This is a genomic window from Streptococcus bouchesdurhonensis (assembly GCF_948472335.1).
In genome coordinates, this window is sequence record NZ_CAOKTW010000002.1 from 378809 (window position 1) to 401679 (window position 22871).

Consider the following 22871-nt stretch of genomic DNA (forward strand, 5'->3'; position numbering starts at 1 on the left):
GGTTCTGGAAATGAAAAAGTCTAAGAGCAAATATCTAACCTTGGCAGGTCTTGTCCTGGGTACAGGAATTTTATTGAGCGCGTGTGGAAATTCTAGCACAGGATCAAAAACCTATAACTATGTTTATTCAAGTGATCCATCTAGTTTGAACTATCTAGCAGAAAACCGCGCAGCAACATCCGATATTGTTGCAAATTTGGTAGACGGGTTATTAGAAAATGACCAATATGGGAATATTATTCCATCATTAGCAGAGGATTGGACTGTTTCTCAGGACGGTTTGACCTATACCTACAAACTTCGCAAGGATGCCAAGTGGTTTACTTCTGAGGGAGAAGAATATGCGCCTGTAACTGCCCAGGATTTTGTGACAGGTTTGCAATATGCAGCTGATAAAAAATCAGAAGCCTTGTATCTAGTGCAGGACTCTGTTGCTGGTTTGGATGACTATATCACTGGTAAAACAAGCGACTTTTCAACTGTTGGTGTCAAGGCACTTGATGACCAAACGGTTCAATATACTTTGGTTAAACCAGAACTTTACTGGAATTCAAAAACACTCGCAACGATACTTTTTCCTGTTAATGCAGATTTCTTGAAATCAAAAGGGGATGATTTTGGGAAGGCGGATCCATCTAGTATTTTGTACAATGGACCTTTCTTGATGAAAGCACTTGTCTCAAAATCTGCTATTGAATATAAGAAAAACCCTAATTACTGGGATGCTAAGAATGTCTTTGTAGACGATGTGAAATTGACCTACTATGATGGTAGCGACCAAGAATCACTGGAACGTAATTTTACAGCTGGTGCTTATACTACGGCTCGTCTTTTTCCTAACAGCTCCAGCTATGAAGGGATTAAAGAAAAATACAAAAACAATATCATCTATAGTATGCAAAATTCAACTTCATATTTCTTTAATTTTAACCTAGATAGGAAGTCTTACAATTATACTTCTAAAACAAGTGACATTGAAAAGAAATCGACTCAGGAAGCAGTTCTCAATAAAAACTTCCGTCAGGCTATCAATTTTGCTTTTGACAGAACATCTTATGGGGCTCAGTCTGAAGGGAAAGAAGGTGCAACAAAGATTTTGCGTAACCTAGTGGTTCCTCCAAACTTTGTCAGTATCAAGGGAAAAGACTTTGGTGAAGTTGTAGCCTCTAAGATGGTCAACTATGGTAAGGAATGGCAAGGTATCAACTTTGCGGATGGTCAAGACCCTTACTACAATCCTGAGAAAGCCAAGGCTAAGTTTGCGGAAGCTAAGAAAGAACTCGAAGCAAAGGGTGTTCAATTCCCAATCCACTTGGATAAGACTGTGGAAGTAACAGATAAAGTGGGCATACAAGGAGTTAGTTCTATCAAACAATCAATTGAATCTGTTTTAGGTTCTGATAATGTAGTGATTGACATTCAGCAATTAACATCAGATGAGTTTGACAGTTCAGGCTACTTTGCTCAAACAGCTGCTCAGAAAGATTATGATTTATATCATGGCGGTTGGGGACCTGATTATCAAGACCCGTCAACCTATCTCGATATTTTTAATACTAATAGTGGAGGATTTCTGCAAAATCTTGGACTAGAGCCTGGTGAGGCCAATGACAAGGCTAAGGCAGTTGGACTGGATGTCTATACTCAAATGTTGGAAGAAGCTAATAAAGAGCAAGATCCAGCCAAACGTTATGAGAAATATGCTGATATTCAAGCTTGGTTGATTGATAGTTCTTTAGTTCTTCCAAGTGTTTCGCGTGGGGGAACACCATCATTGAGAAGAACCGTACCATTTGCTGGTGCCTATGGTTTAACCGGACAAAAGGGGTTGAATCATATAAATACCTCAAAGTACAAGATAAGATTGTCACAACAGACGAATATGAAAAAGCCAGAGAAAAATGGTTGAAAGAAAAAGAAGAATCTAATAAAAAAGCCCAAGAAGAATTGGCAAAACATGTCAAATAAAATCTAATTGTAGATAAGTTTGTGTAAGAAGTCTTTGTGCTTAAAAACGCATAATATCAGGTATATAAAATCCTAGATGTTATGCGTTTTGTTATAGGAAGATTTATTAGATTTTATCCTCAAATTGAGTTATTCCTGACTTTATCCGTTGAAATATTATAAGGAGTATTTATGAAATTAAAATTATTAAGAGTAGATACTAAGGTGATTATGGGGAGTTTCTTCCTTGTTCTGTCTAGTCTACTTGCTTTGTTGCTTCCCCTTATCTTAAAGGGTTTAATAGATGGGAGTTCTATTGAAAATATAGGTTCCAAAGTATTTCAATCGTTTTTGATTTTTATTGGTCAAGCCTTGTTTTCTTCTATTGGTTACTATCTGTTTAGTCAATCGGGTGAAAAAAAGATAGCAAAATCAGGAAAAAAGTGATAGAGGGGTTGATTTATGCAGAGAAATCCTTCTTTGATAAGAGCCAAAGTGGGGAGTTGACTTCTGCCATTGTCAATGACACGAGTGTCATTCGTGAGTTTTTAATTACGACTTTCCCAAATATTATTTTGAGTTTAGTTATGGTACTTGGTTCCATCATAGTCTTATTTAGTCTTGATTGGAATCTTTCTCTACTTTTATTCATCACTCTTCCTTGTATGATGTTTATTATCTTGCCCCTTTCCAATATCAGTGAAAAGTATAGTCGTCGTTTACAGGAGGAAATCGGATTTTTAACAGGGCAATTGACTGAAAAGATTCAAGAACATGAATTAATTAAGACTAACCAAGCAGAGAAAAGTGTACAGGATGTTTTGGATAATTGTATTGAAAGGGTACAAAACAATTCACTGAAATCAGATAGGATTACTTCTTTTGAGACCCCGTTTGCTCTCTTATTTATCTTTGCGACTATAGCTGTGATGCTAACCTATGGGGGTTATCGGGTCAGCGCAGGATATATATCTGTGGGAACCTTGGTTTCGTTTTTGATTTACCTCTTTCAATTACTTAATCCTATTAGTAATATAGCTAATTTTGTAACTGTTTATTCTAGGAGTAAGGGATCTTCAGTTGCACTGGAGAACTTGCTTGCAGTTCCTAAAGAAAAATTTGAGGGAGGAAAATCGGTATCAGGACAAGGGTTGAATTTTAACCATGTCTATTTTGGTTATGATGAAAATCGACCTGTCTTAAAGGATATTACTTTCTCCATTTTCAAGGGGCAAAAAATTGCTTTTGTTGGACCATCTGGATCAGGAAAATCAACGATTGTGCGTTTGTTAGAGCGGTTTTATAAACCGCTTTCAGGAGATATTCTAATGGAGCAATCAAGTATATATGATTTTAACTTAAAAGAATGGAGAAGTAAAATCGCTTGGGTTTCACAAAATAATGCAGTCTTATCTGGCAGTATTCGTGACAATCTTTGTCTCGGTTTGAATCGCTTAGTAACTGATGATGAATTGATGAAAGTGCTAGACTTAGTATCACTAGGTGATGAGATTCGCTCCATGAAAGAGGGACTAGATACTGAGGTTGGTGAACGCGGACGACTCTTGTCAGGGGGACAAAGCCAAAGACTTCAAATAGCTAGAGCCTACTTAAAAGATGCTGAAATTCTTATATTTGATGAAGCCACTGCTAATCTTGATGCGGATTCTGAGTATGCGATTATCAGTAGCCTCTATTCTGTACTAAAGGAGAAGACAGTTGTGATTATAGCGCATCGTTTGTCAACGGTAAAAGATGTGGATTGTATTTTCTTCTTAGAGGAGGGGAAAATCACTGGCTCAGGAACTCATAAGGAACTACTGGAAAATCATGAGCGTTATGCTCGTTTTGTGCAGGAGCAAATGATAGAGTGAAGGTGTCTTTTGAGATTCACCATTTTATAGTCTATTAAAGGGAGCAGGAAAAACTCCCTTTTATATAGTTTGAAACTATAGCTAGCTCTTGAAAAGAAGAAAATGAGTTGATGAAAATAAGTGGTACAATAGTTACTATAGATTTGGAGGTATTGTATGAGCAAGGAATTACACATTAACACAATTTTGGCCCAGGCGGGCATTAAGTCAGATGAAGCGACAGGTGCATTGGTGACACCGCTCCATTTTTCAACGACCTATCAGCATCCAGAGTTTGGTCGATCTACTGGGTTTGACTATACGCGCACTAAAAATCCAACTCGCAGTAAGGCTGAGGAAGTCTTGGCGGCTATTGAGTCAGCAGACTATGCCCTAGCGACTAGCTCAGGGATGTCAGCTATTGTACTGGCCTTTAGCGTCTTTCCAGTAGGAAGTAAGGTCTTGGCAGTGCGTGATCTTTACGGTGGTTCTTTTCGCTGGTTTAACCAAGTGGAGCAGGAAGGTCATTTCCATTTTACCTATGCCAATACAGAAGAAGAGTTGATTGCCGAGTTAGAAAAGGATGTGGATGTTCTCTATATCGAAACCCCAACCAATCCCTTGATGTTGGAATTTGATATCGAAAAACTAGCAAAATTGGCTCATGCTAAGGGTGCCAAAGTGGTGGTGGACAATACCTTCTATAGCCCTATCTACCAACGTCCGATCGAAGATGGAGCAGATATGGTTCTCCATTCAGCAACCAAGTATCTGGCAGGCCACAATGATGTCTTGGCTGGAGTGGTTGTGACCAATAGTTTAGAACTATACGAGAAGCTTTTCTACAATCTCAATACGACAGGGGCAGTCTTGTCACCGTTTGACAGCTACCAGTTGCTTCGTGGTCTCAAGACCTTGTCTCTTCGTATGGAGCGCTCAACAGCTAACGCCCAAGAAGTGGTTGCCTTTTTGAAGGATTCTCCAGCAGTCAAGGAGGTTCTCTATACTGGTCGTGGGGGGATGATTTCCTTTAAAGTAGTCGATGAAACGCGCATTCCTCATATTTTGAACAGTCTCAAGGTCTTCTCTTTTGCGGAAAGTTTGGGTGGGGTAGAAAGTCTCATTACTTATCCAACGACGCAAACTCATGCTGATATTCCAGCAGAAGTGCGCCATTCTTATGGTTTGACAGATGACCTCTTGCGCTTGTCAATTGGGATTGAGGATGCTAGAGATTTGATTGCAGATTTGCGCCAAGCTTTAGAAGGATAAGACAAAGATGGGAAAATATGATTTTACAAGCCTGCCCAACCGTTTAGGGCACCATACCTATAAATGGAAAGAAACAGAAACGGATAGTGAAGTTCTACCAGCTTGGATAGCGGATATGGACTTTGTGGTCTTGCCTGAAATCCGCCAAGCCGTGCAAACTTACGCAGACCAACTGGTTTATGGTTATACCTATGCCAGTGAAGACTTAATTAAGGAAGTTCAAAAGTGGGAAGCTACACAATACGGTTACAACTTTGACAAAGAGGCTCTTGTTTTTATCGAGGGTGTGGTACCAGCCATCTCAACAGCTATTCAAACCTTACAAAAGAAGGCGAGGCGGTTTTAATTAACACGCCTGTCTACCCACCCTTTGCTCGCAGTGTCAAGTTGAACAATCGTAGATTGATTACTAATTCCTTAGTGGAAAAGGATGGTCTGTTTGAGATTGACTTTGACCAACTTGAAAAGGATTTGGTGGAAGAGGAGGTTAAACTCTATATTCTTTGCAACCCTCACAATCCTGGTGGACGTGTTTGGGAAAAAGAAGTGTTGGAGAAGATTGGCCAACTCTGCCAAAAACACGGTGTTTTGTTAGTTTCAGATGAGATTCACCAAGATTTGACCCTCTTTGGTCACAAACACCAGTCTTTCAATACCATCAATCCTGCCTTCAAAAATTTTGCTATCGTCTTGACCAGTGCCACTAAAACATTTAATATTGCTGGGACAAAAAATTCCTATGCAGTCATTGAAAATCCTAAGTTGAGACTGGCTTTCCAGAAACGCCTGTTGGCCAATAATCAGCATGAAATTTCAGGCTTGGGTTATTTGGCGACAGAAGCTGCCTATCGATACGGTAAAGATTGGCTAGAGGAACTCAAGCAAGTCTTTGAAGATCACATCAATTATGTGGTGGATCTATTTGGAAAAGAGACTAAAATCAAGGTCATGAAACCGCAAGGTACCTACTTGATTTGGCTTGACTTTTCAGCCTATGACCTGACTGATGAAACATTGCAAGAGTTGTTGAGAAATGAATCCAAGGTTATCCTCAACCGTGGTTTGGATTTTGGAGAGGAAGGAAGTCTCCATGCCCGCATCAATATAGCTATGCCCAAATCTCTATTGCAAGAAGTCTGTCAGCGGATTGTGGCTACTTTTGCCAAACGTTAAAAATCCAGTCTTCTAGGAGAAAAGTCTTCCTAGAAGGCTATTTTCATAGGCGAAAATATGGTATAATAAAAAGATAAGGTAAAGGTGAAAATATGGCTAAATTGATTGGGGAAAGTTCGTATCGAAGGTGTTGCCCTTTATGAAACTGGTAAGGTTGATATCATCAAGGAAAAGAACAATCGGCTCTACGCTCGCGTTGCAGAAGAAGAACTGCGCTATAGTTTAGAGGATGATTTGGTTTTTTGTGCCTGTGATTTTTTTCAAAAGAGGGGCTACTGTGTGCATTTGGCAGCGCTAGAGCATTTTCTGAAAAATGATGAGCGTGGTCAGGAAATCTTGTGGAGTCTGGAAGAAGGTCATGAAGAAAAAGAGGCCATTGAAACCAAGGTGACCTTGGGTGGCAAGTTTTTGGATCGAATTTTATCTCCAAAATCAGAATGCGCCTATGAGTTATCAGTTGTGGGTCAGGTGGAAGCAGGAAGCAATCATATCTTGTGGACTCTGAGAATCGGCCAAATCAATAGCCAAAAATACTATGTCATTCGGGATATTCTACTCTTTTTAAGGATTGTCGAGCAGAGAAAGTCTTATATGATTGGCAAGGTCTATGAGGAGTCTCTTTCTTGGGAAGCCTTTGATGAGGCCAGCCAAGAACTTCTGACGTTCTTACGGGGACTGATGGAGGAAGGACAGGCTCCAGACCTCTTTTTCCAAAACCAGGGTCGGCACCTCTTTTTCCCTCTGACCTTTTTTGAGCAGGGTGTGAATTTACTGATGACCTTGCCCCATTTTCAATTTGACCATCAAGTGGATAGCTACCAGACCCTGCTTTTTCAGGATATGCATGCTGATGCTAATCTATTTGCCTTTACAGTAATAGAATACTCGGATTATTTTGAAATGGAAATCAGAGAGAGTCCAAGAGTTAATGCCTTTTATCAGGGAGCTGTACTTTTCCATAAAGGACAGGTTTATTTTCTAACAGACCAACAGATGCGTCTTCTCAAGGAAATTAAAGCGCTATCTGTGGATCAGCATGGAAAGAAATACCTGCAATTTGATAGTAGTGACCGAGATAAGTTGGCTTCTTGTTTAACTTTTTTTAGCCAGATGGGGACTGTTTCAGCTCCAGAACGGTTACAAATCAAAACGTTTGCGCCCTCTTTACTTTGACAGGGAAGAAGATAATCGGATTCGTTTAGAGATTCAGTTTGATTATGGGGATAGACAGGTATCTAGCCGACAGGAGCTAGAAGAATTGCCATTTTCAAGTGATGCTGACTTAGAAGAAAGAATTTTCCAAGTCTGTTTGGTTACAGGTTTTGAAGCAGACTTTCAATCTTGGCGTCAGGCCCTAAAAGCAGAGTCTGTCTATCATTTCTTCCACGAAATCATTCCAGTCTTTGAAAAACTCGGGAATGTTGACCTATCAGACAAGTTAGAAGAACTCTATAACCTAGCAAGCCCTCAAGTGCAGATTGCTTCCAAGGGAGGTCTCTTGGAAATCCAATTTGATTTTCAAGATATTGCCCAAGAGGAAATTGATCAAGCCATGCAGGCCTTGGTTGCCAATCAAGATTTTTACATTGATTCGTCCAATCGAGTCTACTTTTTCGATGAAGAAACCAAGAAAATTCGCCAAAATCTACAGGAACTGGGGCAGTTTGAATTAAAAGATGGGACCTTGCAGGCTCGGAAATCTTTGGCCTACAGTTTAGCTCATCTCTTTGAAGGGCGAGACCGTGTTTCTTTTTCACAAGAATTCCAGAATCTGGCTCACGACTTGACGCATCCAGAGGACTTCCCTAGACAAGCAACTCAGGTTCAGGCCGATTTGCGAGATTATCAGGAAAAGGGAATCGGCTGGCTGCAAATGCTCCATCACTATGGTTTTGGTGGAATTTTGGCTGATGATATGGGACTTGGTAAAACCCTGCAGACTATTGCTTTTTTGACCAGTCAAGTGACAAAAGAAAGTCGGGTCTTGATTTTAGCACCGTCAGGTTTGATTTACAACTGGGCAGATGAATTTCAGAAGTTTGCCCCACAGTTGGATGTGGCTGTTGTTCATGGTTTGAAAGCTAGTCGTGAAGAGATTCTTGCTGAGAGCCATCAAATCTATGTGACGAGCTATGCTACCTTCCGTCAGGACAGTGAGCTTTATCAGGGGATGGCCTTTGACTTCCTTTTCTTAGATGAGGCTCAGGTCATGAAAAACGCCCAGACCAAGATTGCTCAGACTTTGAGACAATTTGTGGTGCCGTCTGTCTTTGCCTTGTCAGGAACTCCGATTGAAAACCATCTGGGTGAGTTGTGGTCTATTTTCCAAATCGTCATGCCAGGACTTTTGCCAAGCAAGAAAGAATTTATGAAATTACCAGCTGAGCGCGTTGCTCAGTTTATCAAGCCTTTCGTGATGAGGCGCAAGAAAGAAGAAGTGCTGACTGAATTGCCAGATTTGATTGAAGTAGTTTATAAGAATGAACTGGAAGACCAGCAAAAGGCTATCTACCTAGCCCAGTTGCAACAGATGAGAGATAGATTGGCTCAAGTGTCAGATCAGGAATTTCAGCGAAGTCGTGTGGAAATCTTGTCTGGTCTGATGCGCTTGCGCCAAATCTGTGACACTCCTGCCCTCTTTATGGAAGATTATCAGGGAGCCAGTGGCAAACTGGATAGTCTCCGAGACCTGCTGGTACAGGTGGCAGACGGCGGACACCGTGTCTTGATTTTCTCGCAGTTCAAGGGAATGTTGGAGAAAATTGAACAAGAACTGCCAGACTTGGGCTTGACTTCCTTTAAAATTACGGGTTCAACCCCAGCCAAGGAAAGACAAGACATGACCAAGGCCTTTAACCAAGGGGAAAGAGATGCCTTTCTGATTTCCCTCAAGGCTGGTGGTGTCGGTCTGAACCTGACAGGTGCTGATACGGTTATCTTGGTCGATCTTTGGTGGAATCCTGCGGTAGAGGCGCAAGCCATTGGCCGTGCCCATCGGATGGGTCAGGAAGAAACGGTTGAGGTTTATCGCTTAGTGACCAGGGGAACCATTGAAGAAAAAATTCAGGAACTCCAAGAACAAAAGAAACATCTGGTGTCACAAGTATTGGATGGAACAGAGTCACGTGGCAGTCTCAGCCTAGCAGAAATTAGAGAAATTTTGGGAATTTCTGAAGCCAGCACTTGAAAAATCAAGACAATACGCTATAATGAAGTGTTGAAAGGAAATAGAAAATGAAACAAGAACGATTTCCATTGGTGTCAGATGACGAGGTCATGTTGACTGAAATGCCAGTCATGAACTTGTATGATGAGTCTGATCTGATCAGTAATATCAAGGGTGAGTATCGAGATAAAAATTATTTAGAATGGGCTCCTATTGCTGAAGAAAAACCAGTAAAACCGATTGAAAAGCAAGTCGAGAAACCTAAAAAAGCTCCTTTAGGGGTTAAAAAAGAAGGAAAGAGCTATGCGGAGGTGGCGCGTGAAGAAGCGCGTGCGGACTTGAAAAAGAAACGCTCTGCTAACTATCTAACTCAGGATTTCAGCCGTGCGAGACGTCATTCTAAATCAGGCCTTGTTAGACAGGGCAATCAACCGACAGCGCCTTTCCAAAAGGAAAATCCTGGTGAATTTGTCAAATATAGTCAAAAATTGACCCAGTCTCATTACATCTTGGCAGAAGAAGTTCATTCTATCCCTACCAAGAATGAAGAAGTATCAGCACCTGCTCCAAAGAAAAACAACTATGATTTTCTAAAGAAGAGCCAAATCTACAATAAAAAAAGTAAACAAACAGAACAAGAACGTCGGGTTGCCCAAGAGTTGAATCTGACCAGAATGACAGAATAGGGGAGAAAACATGCCAAAGACATATCATTTTATCGGGATTAAGGGATCAGGGATGAGTGCCTTGGCCTTGATGTTGCACCAAATGGGGCACAAGGTACAGGGATCAGATGTTGAAAAATACTACTTTACCCAACGTGGTCTTGAGCAGGCAGGGATTACTATTCTTCCTTTTGATGAAAAGAACCTAGACGGTGATATGGAAATTATCGCTGGAAATGCCTTTCGTCCAGATAACAACGTCGAAATTGCCTATGCGGACCAAAATGGTATCAGCTACAAACGTTACCATGAATTTCTAGGTAGCTTTATGCGTGACTTTGTCAGCATGGGAGTAGCAGGAGCGCATGGAAAAACTTCAACGACAGGTATGTTGTCACACGTCTTGTCTCACATTACAGATACCAGCTTCTTGATTGGGGATGGGACTAGGTCGTGGTTCGGCCAATGCCAAATATTTTGTCTTTGAATCTGACGAATATGAGCGCCACTTTATGCCTTATCACCCAGAATACTCTATTATTACCAACATTGACTTTGACCATCCAGACTATTTCACAAGTCTCGAGGATGTTTTCAATGCCTTTAACGACTATGCCAAACAAATTACCAAGGGTCTTTTTGTCTATGGTGAAGATGCAGAATTGCGTAAGATTACGGCTAATGCTCCGATTTATTATTATGGTTTTGAAGCTGAGGGCAATGACTTTGTAGCTAGTGAGCTTCTTCGTTCAACAACTGGTTCAACCTTCACCGTTCATTTCCGTGGACAAGACTTGGGTCAATTCCACATCCCAACTTTTGGTCGTCACAATATCATGAATGCGACAGCCGTTATTGGTCTTCTTTACACAGCAGGATTTGATTTGAACTTGGTGCGTGAGCACTTGAAAACATTTGCTTAGGTGTTAAGCGTCGTTTCACTGAGAAAATTGTCAATGACACAGTGATTATCGATGACTTTGCCCACCATCCAACAGAAATTATTGCGACCTTGGATGCGGCTCGTCAGAAATACCCAAGCAAGGAAATTGTAGCGGTCTTCCAACCGCATACCTTTACAAGAACCATTGCCTTGTTAGATGACTTTGCCCACGCTTTAAACCAAGCGGATGCTGTTTACCTAGCCCAAATTTATGGATCTGCTCGTGAGGTAGACCATGGTGATGTTAAGGTAGAAGACCTAGCTAATAAAATCAACAAGAAACACCAAGTCATTACTGTTGAAAATGTTTCTCCTCTCCTAGACCATGACAATGCTGTTTACGTCTTTATGGGAGCAGGAGATATCCAAACCTATGAATACTCATTTGAGCGACTCTTGTCTAACTTGACAAGCAATGTTCAATAGGTTATTCTCATGGAAATTCCAATTAAGATCATTCAGGCAAGTCAGTCTGATTTGGCTGAGATAGAGGCACTTCAAACTTCGTCTTTTTACTGAAAAGCAGCAACCTTCCCATATCTTAGAAGAAAGTATCCGTAAGTGTGCGGATACCTTTCTTCTAGCTAGGATGAAAACCAACTTTTAGGCTATATTCTATCAAGTCCCCAGTCAGACAATCCGCAATGTCTAAAAGTAGATTCTTTAGTCATTGAGTCTGACCATCAGAGACAAGGATTGGGAACACTTCTTCTTGCGGCTTTGAAAGAGGTGGCAGTTGAGCTGGATTACAAAGGGATTTGTTTGGAGAGTCCTGATGAGCTGCTTTCCTATTTTGAAATGAACGGTTTTATTGATGAAGAAACTTCCCTTTATGAAACTAGCCAGGGTTTTAGTATGATTTGGTTTAATCCCTTTTATCTGGAGGCACAATGAAGATCAGACAAGCAAAATTAGAAGATTTGGATCGTATCGTCGAGATTGAACTAGAGAATTTCTCGGTTGAAGAAGCCATTCCTCGATCTGTCTTTGAGGCACATTTGCGAGAAATTCAGACCTCTTTTCTGGTTGCAGAAAAAGAGGGCAGGATTATGGGTTATATCGAAGGACCAGTTGGCCCCCACCGCCATCTGCAAGACCAGTCCTTTACAGAAGAAATAAAAGACTATAGTCATGAGCCTGGTGGTTATATCTCTGTGACCTGTCTTTCTATTGCCAAAGAAGCACAGGGCCTCGGACTTGGACAAAAATTACTAATAGCCTTGAAAGAACTGGCTCTTAAACACGAAAGAGAAGGTATTAACCTAACCTGTCATGACTATCTCATCACCTACTATGAAAAGCATGGATTTGTCAATGAAGGCCTGTCCCAGTCAACCTTTGCAGGGGAAACTTGGTATGATATGATCTGGGAAACGAAAAAATAAGCTAGGAAAAGTATCATAGGTTGCTTTTCTTGGACTTTTAAGATATAATATTATGGATTGTCAACAAGGAGGAAAAACTTTTGAGTGAAAAGTCAAGAGAAGAAGAGAAATTAAGCTTTAAAGAGCAGATTCTGAGAGATTTAGAAAAAGTAAAAAGCTATGATGAAGTTCTGAAAGAAGATAATGCAGTAGTTCGCACTCCTGCAAATGAACCTTCAGCTGAAGAACTCATGGCTGATTCCTTGTCAACGGTAGAGGAGATTATGAGAAAAGCTCCTACCGTGCCTACTCACCCAAGTCAAAATGTACCAGCTTCTCCAGCAGATGAGATTCAAAGAGAAATTCCTGGTGTTCCAAGTCATCCAAGTCAAGATGTACCTTCTTCTCCAGCGGAAGAAAGTGGTTCAAGACCAGGACCAGGTCCTGTTAGACCTAAGAAACTTGAAAGAGAATACAATGAAACCCCAACAAGGGTAGCTGTTTCCTATAAGACGGCAGAGAAAAAAGCAGAACAAGCAGGTTCAGAAACACCTACGCCTGCTACAGAAACAGTGGATATCATCAGCGATACACCACGTCGTAGCCGTAGAGAAGGAGCAAAACCCGTTAAGTCTAAGAAAGAGAAGAAGTCACATGTGAAAGCTTTTGTGATTTCATTCCTTGTATTCCTTGCCTTGCTCTCAGCAGGTGGCTACTTTGGTTACCAGTATGTTCAGTCATCTTTACAGCCTGTGGATGCTTCATCGAAACAATATGTGACGGTTGAATTCCAGAAGGTTCAAACGTTCAAGAAATCGGTACGACGCTTGAAAAAGCTGGTTTGGTAAAGCATGGTCTGATTTTTAGCTTTTATGCCAAGTATAAAAATTATACCGACTTGAAAGCAGGTTACTACAATTTGCAAAAGAGTATGAGTACAGAAGACTTACTCAAAGAGTTGCAAAAAGGTGGAACAGATGAACCACAAGAACCTGTCCTTGCGACTTTGACAATTCCAGAAGGTTATACCTTGGATCAAATTGCACAAGCGGTAGGTCAATTGCAAGGTGACTTCAAAGAGCCTTTGACAGCGGATGCTTTCCTAGCAAAAGTTCAAGATGAGAACTTTATCAGTCAAGCAGTAGCTAAATATCCTACTTTATTGGAAAGTTTGCCTGCAAAAGATAGTGGTGCGCGTTATCGTTTGGAAGGATACCTTTTCCCAGCTACTTATTCTATCAAGGAAAGCACAACTGTTGAGAGCTTGATTGATGAGATGTTAGCTGCTATGGATAAGAACCTATCTCCTTACTATAGTACTATCAAATCTAAAAACTTGACTGTCAATGAGTTGTTGACCATTGCTTCCTTGGTCGAAAAAGAAGGTGCCAAGACAGAAGATCGTAAGCTCATTGCAGGTGTATTCTACAATCGTTTGAATCGTGATATGCCACTTCAAAGTAATATTGCAATCTTGTATGCCCAAGGAAAACTGGGGCAAAATATCAGCTTAGCTGAGGATGTTGCGATTGATACCAACATTGATTCACCTTATAATGTTTATAAAAATGTAGGTCTCATGCCTGGTCCAGTCGATAGTCCAAGTCTGGATGCGATTGAGTCAAGCATCAATCAAACTAAGAGCGATAACCTCTACTTTGTAGCAGATGTCACAGAAGGCAAGGTCTACTATGCTAATAATCAAGAAGACCACGATCGCAATGTCGCTGAACATGTCAACAGCAAATTAAACCAAACAAACTAAAATTATGTGATACTTCACATAATTTTCTTTAGAAAATATTATTAGAAGAAAGTTGAGAAAAATGGCAGAAAAAACATATCCTATGACCCTTGAGGAAAAGGAAAAACTTGAAAAAGAATTAGAAGAATTGAAATTGGTTCGTCGACCAGAAGTGGTAGAACGCATTAAGATTGCCCGTTCATACGGTGACCTTTCAGAAAACAGTGAGTACGAAGCAGCTAAGGATGAACAAGCCTTTGTCGAAGGACAAATCTCTAGCTTAGAAACAAAAATCCGCTATGCTGAAATCGTCAATAGCGACGCAGTTGCCCAGGACGAAGTAGCGATTGGTAAAACAGTCACCATCCAAGAAATTGGTGAGGACGAAGAAGAAGTTTATATTATCGTAGGTTCAGCGGGTGCGGATGCCTTTGCAGGTAAAGTTTCAAATGAAAGCCCAATTGGACAAGCCTTGATTGGCAAGAAAACAGGTGATACAGCAACCATTGAAACGCCTGTTGGTAGCTATGATGTAAAAATCTTGAAGGTTGAAAAAACAGCCTAAAAACAGAAAAAGGAGTGGGGAGGCGATGTACTTCACTCACTCCTTTTTCCATTTTGCTACTCTTCGAAAATCTCTTCAAACCACGTCAGCGTCGCCTTGCCGTATATATGGTTACTGACTTCGTCAGTTCTATCTACAACCTCAAAACCATGTTTTAATACTCATCTACTTTCAAAAAGCATTCTAGTCCATCTCCGATTAACGATGGACGTTATCACCTCCTTCTCCAGTCCTTGTATAACATCTTGAAGTTGATTCATGACATCTTTCAAAGTTCGAAAGGCTTTATTCTTAAATCCACGTTTACGAATCTCTTTCCACACTTGTTCAATGGGGTTCATCTCTGGTGTGTATGGAGGAATAAAGGTAAAACCAATATTAGTCGGAATCTTTAAGGTACTTGATTTATGCCATATGGCATTGTCCATAACGAGTAAAAGATAATCATCTGGATAAGCTTGTGAAAGCTCTTCTAAAAAGGCGTTCATCCACTCAGTATGACATCCACCAGCGATTAAGAAAAATGATTCGCCTGTATGGGCATCAACAGCTCCGTAACAATAGCGAAATTCTCGTATATAGTGACTATGGACATGTGGACCTACTCCCATTGGAGCCCAACAAAATCCCAGTTTACTGATTCTACCGAAACCAGCCTCATCTTGGTACATCAAGCGAACCTTTACGAAAAGGTCTACTGGTTTTAAAGCGCTTTCTTTTCTTCTTGAATTGAGATTTTATTTTTAGACGCGACAATGGTTTGAGAGTCTACTTTCTTGGGATGTGCTGGACGTGGCCTAATATTTCGCCAACCATGGTGCTTCAAGAGTTGATAGAAGGTATCACGTGTGTAGGAAGAACCTAACTCCTTTGTATAAGCCTGAAATAAGGCATCAATTGTAACAAATTCTCCTGCCTCTGCAGCCTTCAAATGACGGGCAAGAAAGGCTTTCTCTTCCTCAATTGTCATATATGCATGGTTACGACCACCACGTGTTTCTTGAAGGAGAGAGTCGAGTCCGAACTCCTCATATTTTTTTACAGTTGGCCAAATCGTTGTTTGATTACAGTCTAAAAGCTCTATAATCTCTTTATAAGATTTACCCATCAGACGAAATAGAACGATTTGAAGGCGTTTATGATATTTAGCTGTACGAGAGTCTTTTAAAAGTGTTTTGATTGTTTGGATTTCTTCTTTAGTTGATTTCATATTACTATTATATAATGCTTTTTGATTTTAGTCTAGTATGAGCTGACTTCGTCAGTTCTATCTACAACCTCAAAACCATGCTTTGAGCAACCTGTGGCTAGTTTCCTAGTTTGCTCTTTGATTTTTATTGAGTATTAGATGTATAGTGCATTGAAGTTAAAATAGTATACTTTGGTTTCTAAGACATTGTTAGAAATTAGATTAAATTCCTTAATCGATTTGCGCATGTTTTATTTTATTTCACTATACTTTAGATTGAAAAATAAGGAATCACATAAATCGCAAGAAATAGGGAATCTGATTCGTGTTTATAACCGTTCAAAAAGAGAGGAAGCTGAAAGTGAGCCACTTAATCTTTATGTCGAAGATGAAAAGGGCAATCTCCTGGCAGGTTTGATAGTAGAGACTTTTAGAAATTGGCTAGAAATCGAGTATTTATTTGTAAAAGAGGAACTGAGAGGGCAAGGAATCGGTTCAAAACTATTGCAGCAAGCAGAAACTGAAGCTAAGAATCGAAACTGTCGTTTTGCCTTTGTCAATACCTACCAGTTTCAAGCTCTTGATTTTTATAAAAGGTATGGCTACAAGGAAGTCTTTAGGTTACAAGACTATCCCTACATTGGGCAAAGATATTATTAGCAAAAGAATCTGTAAGGTGAGTATGGAGGTATAATACAAAGAGAGGCTCGCACATAAGTATGGAGGTGGACTGATGTATATGAGTAACTATCGATAAATACCAGTTATAACCTAGAAATTGTGTCTTTCTGGGCAATATTGGGTACAATGCAATGGCAGCTGAGAAATTGGGAATCAAGGCTTATCGGGTTAAGAAAAGAAGTGATGTGGTTGATATTTTAAAACAATTTATTTAAACTAAAAACTCTCTATCTTTTTAAATTGACATTAATCCGAGATTCCCCTCTCGAGTTTTTCAGAATAGAGTGAAATCCGAAAGAAAATGGAAATAATTTTTATTAAACGCTTCCAATAGTGGTTAAAAGTTGACAAATTTAAATTTTAGGACTACACTAAGTAAGTAAATTTTATTTTAAAGGAGAATTCGTTATGAATTTAACATATTTAGGCTTATGTATTGCCTGTATGGGCGTATCTGTCGGTGAAGGTTTATTGATGAATGGACTGTTTAAATCAGTAGCACGCCAACCAGATATGCTTTCTGAGTTTCGTAGTTTGATGTTTTTAGGTGTTGCCTTTATTGAAGGAACTTTCTTTGTAACTCTTGTCTTCTCATTTATTATCAAATAAATACATGGAACGAGAAGAAAAGGGAGGATTTTAGATGGAAGAAAGTATTAATCCAATCATCTCTATTGGTCCTGTTATCTTCAATCTGACTATGTTAGCCATGACCTTGTTGATTGTGGGAGTTATTTTTGTCTTTATTTATTGGGCAAGCCGCAATATGACCTTGAAACCCAAAGGAAAGCAAAATGTACTTGAGTATGTCTATGACTTTGTTATTGGATTTACAGAACCTAACATTGGTTCGCGCTACATGAAAGATTACTCACTCTTTTTCCTTTGTTTATTTCTTTTCATGGTGATTGCCAATAACCTTGGCTTAATGACAAAGCTTCAAACGATCGATGGGACTAACTGGTGGAGTTCGCCAACCGCTAATTTACAGTATGACTTAACCTTATCTTTTCTTGTCATTTTGTTGACACATATAGAAAGCGTTCGTCGTCGTGGATTTAAAAAAAGTATAAAATCTTTTATGAGTCCTGTTTTTGTCATACCGATGAATATCTTGGAAGAATTTACAAACTTCTTATCTTTGGCTTTGCGGATTTTTGGGAATATCTTTGCAGGAGAGGTCATGACGAGTTTGTTACTTCTTCTTTCCCACCAAGCTATTTATTGGTATCCAGTAGCCTTTGGAGCTAATTTGGCTTGGACTGCATTTTCTGTCTTTATTTCCTGCATCCAAGCTTATGTCTTTACTCTTTTGACATCTGTGTATTTAGGGAATAAGATTAATATTGAAGAGGAATAGAAAGGAGTAACTGATGCACGTAACAGTAGGTGAATTGATTGGTAATTTTATTTTAATCACTGGCTCTTTTATTCTTTTGCTAGTCTTGATTAAAAAATTTGCATGGTCTAATATTACAGGCATTTTCGAAGAAAGAGCTGAAAAAATTGCTACTGATATTGACAGTGCTGAAGAAGCTCGTCAAAAAGCAGAAGTATTGGCTCAAAAACGCGAAGATGAATTGGCTGGTAGCCGTAAAGAAGCCAAGGCAATCATTGAGAATGCGAAAACAACAGCTGAGAAAAGTAAGGCTAGTATTTTAGTAGATGCTAAACTAGAAGCAGGACGCTTAAAAGAAAAAGCAAACCAAGAAATTGCTCAAAACAAAGCTGAAGCTTTACAAAGCGTTAAGGGTGAGGTAGCAGATTTGACCATCAGCCTAGCTGGTAAAATCATCTCACAAAACCTTGACGGTCATGCCCATAAAGAACTCATTGATCAGTATATCGATCAGCTAGGAGAAGCTTAATGGACAAGAAAACAGTAAAGGTAATTGAAAAATACAGCATGCCTTTTGTCCAATTGGTACTTGAAAAAGGAGAAGAAGCCCGTATCTTTTCAGACTTGACTCAAATCAAGCAAATTGCTGAAGAAACAGGTTTACCTTCTTTTTTAAAAAAAGTGACAGTAGATGAGTCTGACAAGAAAAAAACGATTGCTTTTTTCCAAGACTCTGTGTCACCTTTATTACAAAACTTTATCCAGGTTCTGGCCTACAATCACAGAGTAAATCTTTTTTATGATGTGCTTGTAGATTGCTTGGACCGACTTGAAAAAGAAACAAATCGATTTGAAGTGACGATTACTGCTGCTCATCCTCTAACTGATGAACAAAAGAGTCGTTTGCTCCCTTTGATTGATAAGAAAATGTCTCTGAGAGTAAGGAGTGTAAAAGAACAAATCGATGAAAGTCTCATTGGTGGTTTTGTTATTTTTGCCAATCACAAGACAATTGATGTGAGTATTAAACAACAACTTAAAGTTGTTAAAGAAAATTTGAAATAGAAAGTGGTGTTCTTTTGGCAATTAACGCACAAGAAATCAGCGCTTTAATTAAGCAACAAATTGAAAATTTCAAACCTAATTTTGATGTGACTGAAACAGGTGTTGTAACCTATATCGGGGACGGTATCGCGCGTGCTCACGGCCTTGAAAATGCCATGAGTGGAGAGTTGTTGATCTTTGAAAACGGTTCTTATGGTATGGCTCAAAACTTAGAGTCAACAGACGTTGGTATTATCATCCTAGGTGACTTTACAGATATTCGTGAAGGCGATACAATCCGCCGTACAGGTAAAATCATGGAAGTCCCAGTAGGTGAAAGTCTGATTGGTCGTGTTGTGGATTCGCTTGGTCGTCCAGTTGACGGTCTTGGAGAAATCCACACAGATAAAACTCGTCCAGTAGAAGCGCCAGCTCCTGGTGTCATGCAACGTAAGTCAGTCTCAGAACCATTGCAAACTGGTTTGAAAGCTATTGACGCCCTTGTACCGATTGGTCGTGGTCAACGTGAGTTGATTATCGGTGACCGTCAGACAGGGAAAACAACCATTGCGATTGATACAATCTTGAACCAAAAAGATCAAGATATGATCTGTATCTATGTCGCAATTGGACAAAAAGAATCAACAGTTCGTACGCAAGTAGAAACACTTCGTCAGTACGGTGCCTTGGACTACACAATCGTTGTGACAGCCTCTGCTTCACAACCATCTCCATTGCTCTTCCTAGCTCCTTATGCTGGGGTTGCCATGGCGGAAGAATTTATGTACCAAGGGAAGCATGTTTTGATTGTATACGATGATCTATCAAAACAAGCGGTAGCTTATCGTGAACTGTCACTCTTGCTTCGTCGTCCTCCAGGTCGTGAAGCCTTTCCAGGGGATGTTTTCTACCTTCACAGCCGTTTGCTTGAGCGCTCAGCTAAAGTTTCTGATGAACTTGGTGGTGGATCAATTACAGCCCTACCATTTATCGAGACACAAGCAGGAGATATCTCGGCCTATATCGCAACCAATGTGATTTCTATCACTGATGGACAAATCTTCCTTGGTGATGGTCTCTTCAATGCGGGTATTCGTCCAGCCATCGATGCGGGTTCATCTGTATCACGTGTAGGTGGTTCTGCACAAATCAAAGCCATGAAGAAGGTTGCTGGTACACTTCGTATCGACCTTGCTTCATACCGTGAGTTGGAAGCCTTCACTAAGTTTGGTTCTGACTTGGATGCGGCAACACAGGCTAAGTTGAACCGCGGTCGTCGTACAGTTGAAGTCTTGAAACAACCTGTTCACAAACCATTGCCTGTTGAGAAACAAGTAACCATTCTCTATGCTTTGACACATGGTTTCTTGGATACTGTTCCAGTAGATGATATTGTTCGTTTCGAGGAAGAGTTCCATGCCTTCTTTGATGCTCAACATCCAGAGATTTTGGAAACCATTCGTGATACAAAAGACTTGCCAGAAGAAGCAGTCTTGGATGCTGCGATTACAGAGTTTCTCAACCAAACCAGCTTCCAATAAGAATAGAGGTGTCAGATGGCAGTATCTCTAAATGATATTAAAACAAAAATCGCCTCAACAAAAAATACGAGTCAAATCACTAATGCCATGCAGATGGTATCAGCTGCTAAGCTAGGTCGCTCTGAAGAAGCTGCTCGTAACTTCCAAGTTTACGCTCAGAAAGTGCGCAAGCTCTTGACAGATATCCTCCATGGTAATGGAGCTGGTGGTTCAACCAATCCCATGTTGATTAGCCGTCCTGTGAAGAAGACAGGCTATATCGTTATCACTTCAGACCGCGGTTTGGTTGGAGGTTATAATTCCTCTATTCTGAAAGCCGTTATGGAGTTGAAAGAAGAATACCACCCAGACGGTACAGGTTTTGAAATAATCTGTATTGGTGGAATGGGAGCTGATTTCTTTAAGGCTCGTGGTATTCAACCACTTTATGAACTACGTGGCTTGGCAGACCAACCTAGCTTTGATCAAGTTCGTAAGATTATTTCAAAAACTGTTGAAATGTACCAAAATGAACTCTTTGATGAGCTTTATGTTTGCTACAACCACCATGTCAATACGCTAACCAGTCAAATGCGTGTGGAACAAATGCTTCCGATTGTTGACTTGGATCCAAATGAAGCGGATGAAGACTACAGCTTGACTTTTGAATTGGAAACCAGCCGAGAAGAAATTTTGGAGCAGTTATTGCCTCAGTTTGCAGAAAGTATGATTTACGGTGCCATTATCGATGCCAAGACAGCTGAGAATGCTGCTGGTATGACAGCCATGCAAACAGCGACAGATAATGCTAAGAAAGTCATCAATGATTTGACAATTCAGTATAACCGTGCCAGACAGGCGGCGATTACACAAGAAATTACAGAAATTGTAGCAGGAGCTAGTGCCTTAGAATAGGCTTTAGTCCAGCTCGTATGAAAATGAACTTAGGACCTAGTTTAGCTAGAACCGACAGTATCTTATATAGAATAGGAGAAGGAGATGAGTTCAGGTAAAATTGCTCAGGTTATCGGTCCCGTTGTAGACGTCTTGTTTGCAGCAGGGGAAAAACTTCCTGAGATTAACAATGCACTTGTCGTCTACAAAAATGACGAAAGAAAAACAAAAATCGTCCTTGAAGTAGCCTTAGAGTTGGGAGATGGTATGGTTCGTACTATCGCCATGGAATCAACAGATGGTTTGACTCGTGGAATGGAAGTATTGGACACAGGTCGTCCAATCTCTGTACCAGTAGGTAAAGAAACTTTGGGACGTGTCTTCAACGTTTTGGGAGATACCATTGACTTGGAAGCTCCTTTTACAGAAGACGCAGAGCGTCAGCCAATTCATAAAAAAGCTCCAACTTTTGATGAATTGTCTACCTCTTCTGAAATCCTTGAAACAGGGATCAAGGTTATCGACCTTCTTGCCCCTTACCTTAAAGGTGGTAAAGTTGGACTCTTCGGTGGTGCGGAGTTGGTAAAACAGTCTTAATCCAAGAATTGATTCACAACATTGCCCAAGAACACGGTGGTATTTCAGTATTTACTCTATGTTGGGGAACGTACTCGTGAGGGGAATGACCTTTACTGGGAAATGAAAGAATCAGGCGTTATTGAGAAAACAGCCATGGTCTTTGGTCAGATGAATGAGCCACCAGGAGCACGTATGCGTGTTGCCCTTACTGGTTTGACAATCGCTGAATACTTCCGTGATGTAGAAGGCCAAGACGTGCTTCTCTTTATTGATAATATCTTCCGTTTCACTCAGGCTGGTTCAGAAGTATCTGCCCTTTTGGGTCGTATGCCATCAGCCGTTGGTTACCAACCAACCCTTGCTACGGAAATGGGTCAATTGCAAGAGCGTATTACATCAACTAAGAAGGGGTCTGTAACCTCTATCCAGGCTATCTATGTGCCAGCGGATGACTATACTGACCCAGCGCCAGCAACAGCCTTCGCTCACTTGGATTCAACAACAAACTTGGAACGTAAGTTGGTACAATTGGGTATCTACCCAGCCGTTGACCCACTTGCTTCAAGTTCACGTGCCTTGGCACCTGAAATCGTTGGAGAAGAGCACTATGCAGTTGCTGCAGAAGTAAAACGTGTCCTTCAACGTTACCATGAATTGCAAGATATCATTGCTATCCTTGGTATGGATGAGCTTTCTGATGAAGAAAAGACCTTGGTGGCTCGTGCCCGTCGTATCCAGTTCTTCTTGTCACAAAACTTCAACGTTGCGGAACAATTTACTGGCCAGCCAGGTTCTTATGTTCCAGTTACTGAAACGGTACGTGGCTTTAAGGAAATCCTTGATGGTAAATACGACCACTTGCCAGAAGATGCCTTCCGTGGTGTAGGTTCTATCGAAGATGTGATTGCAAAAGCTGAAAAAATGGGATTTTAA

At 40.4% G+C, this 22871-nt stretch carries 13 protein-coding genes and 9 pseudogenes; 21 read left to right on the forward strand and 1 reads right to left on the reverse strand.

Translation table 11 applies throughout. The annotated features are described in order from the left end of the window. The first annotated feature begins 10 nt into the window (after positions 1-10). The 13 genes and pseudogenes from QMQ21_RS04805 (at position 11) to greA (ending at position 14692) form a co-directional block, all read left to right on the forward strand. Positions 11-1968 (forward strand): annotated as a pseudogene (locus QMQ21_RS04805) (peptide ABC transporter substrate-binding protein). A gap of 171 nt (positions 1969-2139) precedes the next feature. Next, positions 2140-2394, forward strand: a complete 255-nt coding sequence (locus QMQ21_RS04810) for a hypothetical protein (protein ID WP_261813992.1) — start codon at positions 2140-2142, stop codon at positions 2392-2394. Continuing rightward, positions 2391-2912 (forward strand): annotated as a pseudogene (locus QMQ21_RS04815) (ABC transporter transmembrane domain-containing protein); the annotation flags it as partial. The gene QMQ21_RS04810 and the pseudogene QMQ21_RS04815, both read left to right, overlap by 4 nt. 186 nt (positions 2913-3098) lie before the next feature. Beyond that, entirely contained in the window at positions 3099-3821 is a 723-nt protein-coding gene (locus QMQ21_RS04820; RefSeq protein WP_025170631.1) for an ABC transporter ATP-binding protein, read from the forward strand. A gap of 156 nt (positions 3822-3977) precedes the next feature. Further along, positions 3978-5072, forward strand: a complete 1095-nt coding sequence (locus QMQ21_RS04825) for a cystathionine gamma-synthase (RefSeq protein ID WP_023937202.1) — start codon at positions 3978-3980, stop codon at positions 5070-5072. A gap of 7 nt (positions 5073-5079) precedes the next feature. After that, positions 5080-6245, forward strand: a pseudogene (locus QMQ21_RS04830) (MalY/PatB family protein). 92 nt (positions 6246-6337) lie between these two features. Next, positions 6338-9432: pseudogene (locus QMQ21_RS04835) on the forward strand (pilus expression-regulating Snf2 family helicase). A 47-nt stretch (positions 9433-9479) separates the two neighbouring features. Continuing rightward, positions 9480-10097, forward strand: coding sequence for a divisome accessory protein ZapJ (gene zapJ / locus QMQ21_RS04840; protein ID WP_023937204.1), 618 nt, complete (start codon positions 9480-9482; stop codon positions 10095-10097). Between the two features lie 10 nt (positions 10098-10107). Beyond that, positions 10108-11445, forward strand: a pseudogene (murC, locus tag QMQ21_RS04845) (UDP-N-acetylmuramate--L-alanine ligase). 9 nt (positions 11446-11454) lie between these two features. Next, positions 11455-11913: pseudogene (locus QMQ21_RS04850) on the forward strand (GNAT family N-acetyltransferase). Beyond that, positions 11910-12404 (forward strand): GNAT family N-acetyltransferase, encoded by a 495-nt coding sequence (locus tag QMQ21_RS04855; RefSeq protein WP_023937207.1) that lies wholly within the window; start codon positions 11910-11912, stop codon positions 12402-12404. The pseudogene QMQ21_RS04850 and the gene QMQ21_RS04855 overlap by 4 nt, the downstream one beginning before the upstream one ends. Before the next feature lie 80 nt (positions 12405-12484). Beyond that, positions 12485-14148, forward strand: a pseudogene (gene mltG, locus QMQ21_RS04860) (endolytic transglycosylase MltG). A 61-nt stretch (positions 14149-14209) separates the two neighbouring features. Beyond that, positions 14210-14692: a transcription elongation factor GreA gene (gene greA, locus QMQ21_RS04865; protein WP_000818760.1), complete on the forward strand. Its 483-nt coding sequence runs from the start codon at positions 14210-14212 to the stop codon at positions 14690-14692. Positions 14693-14853: 161 nt separating this feature from the next. Here greA and QMQ21_RS04870 read toward each other — a convergent pair. Continuing rightward, positions 14854-15902: pseudogene (locus QMQ21_RS04870) on the reverse strand (IS630 family transposase). 225 nt (positions 15903-16127) lie between these two features. On the opposite strand from QMQ21_RS04870, the gene QMQ21_RS04875 reads away from it, so the two are divergent. From QMQ21_RS04875 to atpD, 8 genes and pseudogenes are all read left to right on the forward strand, one after another. Further along, positions 16128-16541: a GNAT family N-acetyltransferase gene (locus QMQ21_RS04875; protein WP_000499170.1), complete on the forward strand. Its 414-nt coding sequence runs from the start codon at positions 16128-16130 to the stop codon at positions 16539-16541. Between the two features lie 429 nt (positions 16542-16970). Then, the gene (locus tag QMQ21_RS04880; protein ID WP_001054890.1) at positions 16971-17171 is read left to right on the forward strand and encodes a F0F1 ATP synthase subunit C; all 201 of its coding nucleotides are present in this window, start codon (positions 16971-16973) and stop codon (positions 17169-17171) included. Between the two features lie 34 nt (positions 17172-17205). Beyond that, positions 17206-17922 carry a F0F1 ATP synthase subunit A gene (atpB, locus tag QMQ21_RS04885; RefSeq protein WP_000392851.1) on the forward strand — a complete coding sequence of 239 codons (717 nt, stop codon included), beginning with the start codon at positions 17206-17208 and terminating at the stop codon, positions 17920-17922. 13 nt (positions 17923-17935) lie between these two features. Next, entirely contained in the window at positions 17936-18430 is a 495-nt protein-coding gene (gene atpF, locus QMQ21_RS04890; RefSeq protein ID WP_000558555.1) for a F0F1 ATP synthase subunit B, read from the forward strand. Then, on the forward strand, positions 18430-18966 hold the full coding sequence (locus QMQ21_RS04895; protein WP_166735898.1) for a F0F1 ATP synthase subunit delta: 537 nt from the start codon (positions 18430-18432) through the stop codon (positions 18964-18966). Before atpF ends, QMQ21_RS04895 begins: the two co-directional genes overlap by 1 nt. Positions 18967-18980: 14 nt before the next feature. After that, positions 18981-20486 carry a F0F1 ATP synthase subunit alpha gene (gene atpA, locus QMQ21_RS04900; RefSeq protein WP_000996633.1) on the forward strand — a complete coding sequence of 502 codons (1506 nt, stop codon included), beginning with the start codon at positions 18981-18983 and terminating at the stop codon, positions 20484-20486. 15 nt (positions 20487-20501) lie between these two features. Next, entirely contained in the window at positions 20502-21380 is an 879-nt protein-coding gene (locus QMQ21_RS04905; RefSeq protein ID WP_000301219.1) for a F0F1 ATP synthase subunit gamma, read from the forward strand. Between the two features lie 84 nt (positions 21381-21464). Then, positions 21465-22871: pseudogene (gene atpD / locus QMQ21_RS04910) on the forward strand (F0F1 ATP synthase subunit beta).